This window comes from Streptomyces sp. NPDC029956 (assembly GCF_055574655.1).
This window is the reverse complement of sequence record NZ_JBVHZJ010000086.1, coordinates 20,362-28,523: the sequence shown is the minus strand read 5'-3', so window position 1 is coordinate 28,523 and position 8,162 is coordinate 20,362. Positions and strand designations below refer to the sequence as shown.

The following is an 8,162-nucleotide window of genomic DNA, read 5'->3' as shown; positions in this document are numbered from 1 at the left end:
GCAGATACCGACGATTTCCACGGCCTCACCCGCACCACCGTCCAACGCCTCAAGAACTGGCTGATAAGCAGGCATTGCGGGTGAAAACGACCTCTTAGGAGCGCTTCCACAAGGTCACGGCAGCGGTAGGGGTCCAGCTGACGTTCGAGGTGTGTCGTTGGAGGCAGTGGTAAACGTTGCCCCGGTAGAGCACTGCGTCACCGATCTCGTAGGAGGTGCTGGAAGCCCATTCAGGTACGGCATGGCCACCTCCGGTGGTGCGAACGGAGGCGATTTCGGAGGGGACGGAGAACTCGCCCGAGGCGTCGGTGGACGCGACGAAGTACTTGTACAACGTGTCAGGAGTGAGGCCGCTGTCGGTGAAGGTCGTCTCGGAGCGCCGGGAGATGTCTAGCGCATCGCGGAAGACGACATAGTGGACGTCGACGGCGTCCCTGGGTGCCGTCCAAGCCAGCTTGATCTGCGTGTCGGTGGCATCTGTCGCGTGCAGGTTGAACGGGGGGTGGGGGTGCAGTTCCATGTGCGCTCCCTGAGAGTGGCAGACCCAACTGAAGTATCAGCAGACATGATCTATGAGATCGAGATCAGCCATCACCCAAAGCGCGAAAGCTACACCCTCGGCCCGGTGGGCCGTCAGCATCATCGGGCAGATCCGGATCCGCTGCTAGATGGGCCGGGCGCCGCCATTGGCGCTTCCGTCCCCGCCGAGCTCGTCCCTTCGGCCTGCAGACCGAAGGGACGATGCAGAGCGAGCCGAACTTCTCTCTACACGCCTCGGTACGGAACGGGGCGAGCCCGGCCTCTCGATGGAGCCGTGTGGGATGGGGGCCCGTTCCGCCCATACTGTGCGCGTTGGTGGTCTGCTGTGCCCGGTGCAGGCGGCGCTCCGCCTACTGCGCGCCGAGTTCTTGCAGCATCTGCTGTTGGTGGCGGTGGCCGACCGTCTCGTAGCCGATCACGGTGACGAAGGGCGCAAGCATGACCACGAGCAGGCACACCGCGATGGCCACTCCGGCTGCGGCCAAGAGGACTGCCGCGAGGAGTACGGCGACGGTGAGGGCGACCAGAAGGATGTGGAAGCGGTCTGCCGTGGACAGCAGCAGGGTGTGCAGGAGGTAGACCATCAGCATGTAGAGGCCGACGGGGAGAGCGAGGGCGAGGACGACGGCGGTGCCGGAGATCTTGGCATGGTGTTCCATGTACAGGCCTGCCACATGCAGCCCGGCGCCGGCTCCGGCGACGCCGATGAACAGGGGGATGTGACCGTAGCCGAACAGGTATCCGCGGCCGCGGCGGTGCGCCAGGATGTCGCCGAACGGCGTCAGGAAATACATCCACCACATGCCGAAGGTCAGGCCCACACCGGCGATGACAACGGCGATCGCGTTCCAGGTCCAATGCGTGCCGTCCCCGCCGCCCAGGAGGTCCCCGGAGGAGGCGACCGTACCGACGACGCCCTCGCCGAGGACGATGATCGCGAAGAGCCCGTACCGTTCGGCGACGTGGTGCGGGTGCCAGGGCGTGCCGCCCGCGGAGCCCTGCGTAAGCACCGGCAGGACGAGTTCGAGGGCACCCAGGACGCCGAACGCGGCGAAGACGGCGCCGGTCGGCATGGGCACGAAGGCCACGACGATCCAGCCGGCCTGGACGATCACCGTCCAGCGGATGTTCGCCATGCCCACGTCGTGGAACGACGGGGACTGCCGGGCGGCGCGCCACCACTGAAGCACCATCGCGATCCGCATCACGACGTAGCCGATGACCATGGCACGTAGTTCGAGGTGGCCGCCCTCCTCCACGGAGTGGAACATCGCGGGCAGGCCGAGCGAGAACACGACGACGCCGATCATCTGCACCATCGTCACGGCCCTGTAGAGCCAGTCGTCGGTGGCGAACGCAGAGGCGAACCAGCTGAAGCTGATCCAGGCGATGCTGATGGCGAACATCGCCAGGACGAACGCGATGACCGCCTGGCCGGCATGCCCCCCGGCGACCATCTCGGCGAACTGGAACGCCGCCGTGCCGACGGCGACCACGAACGTCAGGTCGAACAACAGCTCCAGCGGCGAGGAGACCCGGCCGTGCTCTTCCGGGTCACGGCCGGTCATGGGGACCAGCCGTCGCGACAGACCGAGCTTGCCGGTGGGTGGGGAATCATTCATGTGCAGCAGTATTTCTGACGCTGTCCCTGCCCGCCCGGCCGCACTGCCGACGCAGAGTCCTCCGGCGGCAACGGCGAAACACTTTACCCGCTCGGCCCCAGCAGCATCGCGGCATGGCGGCTATTCGGGCAGCGGTCTCTCCTGGACGTAGCTCTGTGCTCGGTCCCTGACGTGCTCGTCGTCTGCCAGCAGCACGGCCTGAGGAGGCACCCGGGCCGGTTGTCGGTCCCAAGAACACCAGCTCCTGCCCGCCGCGTTGGCGGACCCGACGGCAGGAGCTGGCTGGTGAACCCGCAACCGTGTGTTCCTCACCCACGTTGGTTGAGGGCTCGGGTCAGATCACGATTCGCGGCCCTCGCGGCGTCGAGTTCCTCCTGGGTCTCTTCCTGGGGCCGCTTGAGCTCGACGTTCTGCTGTTCCAGGTTGGCGTTGATGCCTTGAAGCTCGGCGATGCCGGCCGGCGCGCCGAGCCCGGATTCCCGCCACACCCTTTCCCCTAGCTGCCGGGAGAAATGCGCTTCCAGCTGCTGGACCCGGGCGGCAAGGCGTGTGGCACGCGCGTTGGCGTTGGCGAGGTCGGCCTGCAGGGACGCCGTAGTGACAGTAAGGCCGGTTCCTGGTGCCGTATCGACGGACCGGGTGCTGCTGGTGTGGAGCTTCTCCAGCAGGTCGCGGTGTCGGTAGAGGAACGTGCGGTCGACACGGGCGGCTCGGGCGATGGCTGAGGCGGTCAGCGGTGTGCCGTCACGCAGCGCCGCTGTGATGGCGTCCTGGACGCGGCGGCGGCGCCGGTCGGTCCCGGCTTGGCGGCCGTCAGTCATCTGGCCGGTCATGCCAGATTCCTTGTGGGCCGGACGTCGGGCAGGGGCTGGCGGACGCGTGGCATGCCGAGCAGGACGGTGCGGCTGCGGCGGACGAGGGTGGCGGCCTGCTCGATCTGGGCGCGGTCTTCGGGGGTGAGGTCGTCGAGATCGATCTGGACCCGCTCGATCAGGCGTCGCACGCGGCGGATCTCTTCCTCTGAGGGCATGGACTGGGTTCGGGCCCAGTCGTCGGCTTCGAAGGCGGACATGAGTCGTTCGCGGTTGCGGAGCAGGTCGGCGAGGTGGGCCTGGAGGTCGGGGAGGTAGGAGGCGTCGGTGGAGAAGTGCTCGCAGCCCAGGCAGCGGAAGCGGAGCGGGCACGCGTGGCCGCCGGCCGCGACGTTGGAGGGTTCGCGGCACACTCCGTAGGGGGTGGTGACCTCCCCGATGGCCCGTCGGACGTGCTCGGAGTCGAGGAGGCTTTGCGCGGTGCGCCAGACCCGGTTGCCGTGGCGGTCGAACTGCAGGGCGGTGACGCGGTCGACGGCCTCGCGGCGGCGTTCGGCGCCGATGCGGTAGTAGCCCTGGGTGGTGGTGATCAGCCGGTGGTCCATCAGCTTCTTGAGGACGTCGACCGGTACACCGGCGTCGGCGTGACGCTGGGCGTAGCAATGCCGGTAGGCGTAGGGAAAGATCTTCTTCTTGTCGAACGGCACCAGCTGGGTGACCTGGGTGTCCTTCCCGGCGATGATCACGGGGACCTGGAGCGAGCGCACCCACGCCCGGTGAGCGGTGGAGATGTCCTTCAGCCCATGCGTGCCCTCAGGGTTGATCTTCGTTCTGGGCAGCAGTTTCAGTCGTGCGGGATCGGTGTCGGGGAATCGCTCCTGGGCCCTCTGTTGTTGGCGGCGGATGACCGCGGCGGTCTCCCTGCCGATCGGGAGGCGGCGGCCGAGCCGGTATGCCTTGTGGTTGTCATAGACCAGGACAGGTGAGCCGTCGGGGTCGTGTGCCAGGCAGTCCAGGGCGAGGGTGTAGATCTCGTCTGGGCGGCGGCCGGTGTCGATCAGGAGCTCGGTGGCAACCCGGGTCTCGGGGGTGCTCATCGCCTCTAGTTCGTCGAGGTGGGCACACAGCTGCTGCATCACCTCATGGGGCAGGTCGCGGCCAGCCTCGGTGTCTTCCGGCTCGTCGGGCATGTCCTCAGGCCAGATGGCGAAGTCGACTGGCATCCCTTCCAGCACCTGTCCTGGCCCAACTCACCCGTACGCTGGCCGACCAACCTCGGCCGTCTGGGCCCCGACCGCCCCGGCCGGTCACTCGGGGCCCGCCGTTCACCGGATACTCTCCGTCGGTTCACTGCGTCTCTACGATTGGAAGGCGAATGCGAATATCACGAGCGTGGCTCGTGCTCGTGGCCATGGTGACGGTGCTTGCGACCCTGGGCCTCACGTCGGGCCCGGCATCGGCGGAATCACCTAAGGTGATCAGCGCGGCATCACCACCAGTGGCCACCACTGGTACGGCGTCGCCGGAGGTGATTACACCGACGGGAACGCTCCAGGCGTTCTTCAGCACGCCGACGGTCAACTCCTTCGACGACTCGATCGAACGTAGGATCCTGGACCTGATCAACGCCGCAGATGCCACATCGCAGATTCGCGTCTCGATCTACTCGATCGAGAGCGAAGCTGTCGCGAAGGCCCTCATCACCGCCCAGAGGGATCGACAAGTCGATGTCCGAGTGCTCGGCGAGCGCTGCCACACGGTTGACAAGAAGTGGGTCTGCTCGCCCGCGGACGCCGATCTGCTCCCGGTCCAGAAGACGCTGACGGCCGACCTGGGCGCCGATCACACGACCTGGTGTCTGAAAGGGTGCATGCGCAGCAACAGCGAGAACCACGACAAGTTCTGGCTGTTCAGCGCCGTCACCCTTCCCGGGAATCCCCCGGTGCGCCGGACCAATGTGGTCGCCCAGTCCTCGCACAACATGAACGCGGACAGCTACGCGCTCCACAACGACCTGCTCATCAGCACCGGCGACCGCGCGATCTACGACGCCTACCTCGGGGCGTGGAACAAGATGTGGCAGATCGAGGCAGCAGGGGGCCTCGCCTCCTGGAACGACACCAACGGCGGCTACGCAGCCGGGCACGGCGGCGCGGTCGAGTCGTGGTTCTACCCGCGCGCCTCCACCCAGGACGACGTGCTCGCGGCCCGCATCAGGGAAGTCCCGTGCGCGTCGGGCGGACGGATCCGCATCGCGATGGCCAGTTGGAGGAATGAGCGCCCGCTGGTGAAGGAGGCGTTGACCACCAAGGCCCAGAGCGGTTGCCGTATCGAGGCCGTGATCAGCGCGGGCGCCGAGGCCGGCGCGGAGTTCCTGCCCCCGCTCGGCGTTCCGGTCTACGTGCTGCCGGACGCCGCGTGCGACCGCGACCCGCAGGCCCCGATGATGGACGGCACCGCTGGGCGCCGCTGCTCGAACTACCTGCACTCGAAGTACGTCCTGCTGGAGTGGACGGGGGCAGGCGGAGTGCCTGAACGGCACGTCTACACCGGATCGACCAACCTCTACGACGCCATCCTCACCAGCACCGACGAGTCCTCACTGCACATCGCGAACCAGGTCATCTACAACGCATACGCCGCGGACTGGCAGACCCTGCGCGACTCCACCGTCAAGTTCCTGCCCGGCCGTTTCCCGGACGCGGCCCTGACGGCAGGCGTGAACTCCGTCTCCGGGGGTGACCAGCGGGCCCCGGCAGCCGCAGCGCGCAACGGCTGGACGGGGGTCGTCTGGGAGAGCCAGGACACCCTCGCTGCGGGCAACCCCACGCACGTATGGCTGCGCCTGTTCAAGGATGGCGTGAGCCGGTTCGAGACCCGCGTGTCCATGGACACCACGAGCCCCGACGGCAGCCACCTCGACCCGGACGTCGACGTCGACGCCGACGGCAACACCGTCGTGGTGTGGACCGAGGACGCGGACGGCAACGGCCAGGGCAACATCGCGGTACGGCGCTACGGACCCACCGGGCAGCTCCAGGGCACACGCTGGGCCAACGACGAGGACTACTCGGGCGCCCAGATCGAGGCTGCCGTCGCCACCCGCGACGATGGGTCCTTCGTCGTCGCCTGGCAGAACGACCCCGCCGGAACCACGGGCGTACGCCTGCGCGAGTTCGACTCCCTCATGCAGACCCAGCAGCCCTCCTGGCGCCGGGTGGGCTCGGTGACCGGCTCCAATGGCACCCCGGATCTCGCTGTGGACCCGACCGGCAACGTATTCGCGGTGTGGAAGGAAGACGCCGACGCGAACGGCTCGTTCAACATCGCCGGCGGCAAGTACAGCCGCACCGGGACGGTCCTGGCCGCCCCGCGGACGCTCAATGCGCTGGACGTCAAGCAGCAGGAGCGGCCCACGGTCGCCGTCGACGCCCAGGGCCGACCGGTCGTGGCCTGGCAGGGCGACGCCAGCGGGATGTGGCAGATCAGCGTCCGCGGGTTCGACGCATCCCTCGGTCAGCGGTTCCCCGAGCGCACCGTTGACAGTCCCCCGCACCCAGACAGCACCGTGCTCCAAGGCTGGCCGGCACTGGCCGTGGCCGACGACGGCTCGTTCCTCGTGGCCTGGAACGATGTCCGGACAGGCGTGTACGGCACCGACGTCTTCGCCCGCGGCTTCAACGTCGACGGCACCACCACTGGCCGGCTCCCCGACGTGCGGCTTTCACCGCTCGCCTTCAACGACCAGAACCGCCCGAGCCTCGGAATGCGGCCGGACGGCACGTTCGACCTCTTCTACGCCGATGACTTCGACGGCAACCGCTACCACGAGATCTACCGGTTGTCCGGCCTGAAGAACACCGGCATGGCCCCCTGATCCGCTAAGGGCAGAAGTCGGGCCGGGCGGGGGCGCCGTCGCCCGGCCCGACTTCTGCCGCGGCGCGGCCGGGGCCGGTCTCCTCGATGCGACCGAGCGGCCGCCCCCGGACTCGCACCCCATGTCCGCACACACAGCGGCAAAGCCGCACGATGTCGCAATCCCCACGAAGGCGGCAAGGCCAGCGGGATTGGGAGTGGGACCGGCCTGTATCCCGAGGTCCGTTCCCTTCCCTCCGCGGCTCGGGCGGCTCCTGGCCAGGCCCGCCATGCTGTCTCGACGGAGTCGGATCGGGTCAAGCGAGCAGGTTGTCGCGAAACGGCCGGGGTTCGGCAGCGAAGTGCTGCCGGACCCCGGCCGTGCTCGGTCTGCGGTCAGTAGCAGGTGACGTACAGGTCGACGCCGTGCGGCCGCTCCGCCGCCGACGACCTTCTTGTCAGTGGCGCACTGCAAGACGCCGCCGGCGACGTCGTCGGAGGTCGTGTGGGTGTAGCGGGTCGTCGTCAGACCGGCGATGGGATCGGCGCAGATCGCGTAGCCGTCAACCCGCAACTGCTCCGCATGGACGTCGTAGCCGGAGACGATCCACTGGTTGGGATTGGCGCTCCCGGCCGGGCCGGGGTAGGACTGGTTCAGGTTCCGGGTTCCGCCGTAGACCGTTCCGCCGCCGCCGAAAGCAACCTTGCCGGTGGGGCAGGTGGTGACGAGCGGGGCGTTGCGGTCGATGGTGAAGTGGTACTGCTCGGCCACTTCGTAGCCGGCCGGGGCGTAGATGCATACCGCGTGGACTGTCACGGTCAGCGGCTTCGGCCCGCAGCGGGCCGACGCGGTCCAGCCGTACGCCCCCTGGGTGTTCTGGGCGGGCATGCTCTCGACGAGAGCCACCATGCAGGGTAGGACTCGCGTTCTGCCGGGACCGGTGTGCCACACGTGGCACTCTAATTCGAACACGTGCTCTAATTCGAGAGTATGAGGCACGACCCCTTCCCTGACGACCATGTCACCGCCCAGGAGGCCTGGACCCGCACCTACGAAGAGCTGGCCCGCCCCCGCCCCGCAGGTGTCACGGCCCTGCGGCGACGCCTGATCCGCCTCTCCGTCCAGGTCTACTTCCACCCGTTCTGGACCTGGCAGGCGCACTCGTCCCCCGGCCGGGGCGACCTCTTGCACCGTGTCCGCGCGGGACGGCCCGACCGCGAGGAGACGGCGGCATGAGCACGGACCAGGACCACGTGATCTGGCACGTGCGGTGCCGCCCGGACACCACCGCGGACGGCCACCGCCGCGTCCTGGACCTCCTCGGCGACTTCA

General features: G+C 68.1%; 6 protein-coding genes. 2 read left to right on the top strand and 4 right to left on the bottom strand.

What is annotated here, in order from left to right:
- Window positions 1–94 precede the first annotated feature (94 nt).
- From ACZ4XX_RS38020 to ACZ4XX_RS38005, 4 genes are all read right to left on the bottom strand, one after another.
- Window positions 95–520 (bottom strand): carbohydrate-binding protein, encoded by a 426-nt coding sequence (locus ACZ4XX_RS38020; protein ID WP_468512380.1) that lies wholly within the window; start codon window positions 518–520, stop codon window positions 95–97.
- Between the two features lie 370 nt (window positions 521–890).
- Window positions 891–2,162: a low temperature requirement protein A gene (locus tag ACZ4XX_RS38015; RefSeq protein WP_468512379.1), complete on the bottom strand. Its 1,272-nt coding sequence runs from the start codon at window positions 2,160–2,162 to the stop codon at window positions 891–893.
- Window positions 2,163–2,470: 308 nt separating this feature from the next.
- Entirely contained in the window at window positions 2,471–2,995 is a 525-nt protein-coding gene (locus ACZ4XX_RS38010) for a hypothetical protein (RefSeq protein ID WP_468512378.1), read from the bottom strand.
- The gene (locus ACZ4XX_RS38005) at window positions 2,992–4,197 is read right to left on the bottom strand and encodes a tyrosine-type recombinase/integrase (protein ID WP_468512377.1); all 1,206 of its coding nucleotides are present in this window, start codon (window positions 4,195–4,197) and stop codon (window positions 2,992–2,994) included. The genes ACZ4XX_RS38010 and ACZ4XX_RS38005 overlap by 4 nt, the downstream gene beginning before the upstream one ends.
- A gap of 305 nt (window positions 4,198–4,502) precedes the next feature.
- Here ACZ4XX_RS38005 and ACZ4XX_RS38000 point away from each other — a divergent pair, with 305 nt between their 5' ends.
- Entirely contained in the window at window positions 4,503–6,851 is a 2,349-nt protein-coding gene (locus ACZ4XX_RS38000) for a hypothetical protein (RefSeq protein WP_468512376.1), read from the top strand.
- Between the two features lie 969 nt (window positions 6,852–7,820).
- Complete coding sequence (locus tag ACZ4XX_RS37995; RefSeq protein WP_468512375.1) at window positions 7,821–8,066, top strand: hypothetical protein; 246 nt, start codon at window positions 7,821–7,823, stop codon at window positions 8,064–8,066.
- Window positions 8,067–8,162 lie beyond the last annotated feature (96 nt).

What these genes read in the sequence shown, in the direction of transcription:
- ACZ4XX_RS38020 (WP_468512380.1), bottom strand. Translation starts at nt 520, where the DNA reads ATGGAACTGCACCCCCACCCCCCGTTCAACCTGCACGCGACAGATGCC.
- ACZ4XX_RS38015 (WP_468512379.1), bottom strand. Translation starts at nt 2,162, where the DNA reads ATGAATGATTCCCCACCCACCGGCAAGCTCGGTCTGTCGCGACGGCTG.
- ACZ4XX_RS38010 (WP_468512378.1), bottom strand. Translation starts at nt 2,995, where the DNA reads ATGACCGGCCAGATGACTGACGGCCGCCAAGCCGGGACCGACCGGCGC.
- ACZ4XX_RS38005 (WP_468512377.1), bottom strand. Translation starts at nt 4,197, where the DNA reads ATGCCAGTCGACTTCGCCATCTGGCCTGAGGACATGCCCGACGAGCCG.
- ACZ4XX_RS37995 (WP_468512375.1), top strand. Translation starts at nt 7,821, where the DNA reads ATGAGGCACGACCCCTTCCCTGACGACCATGTCACCGCCCAGGAGGCC.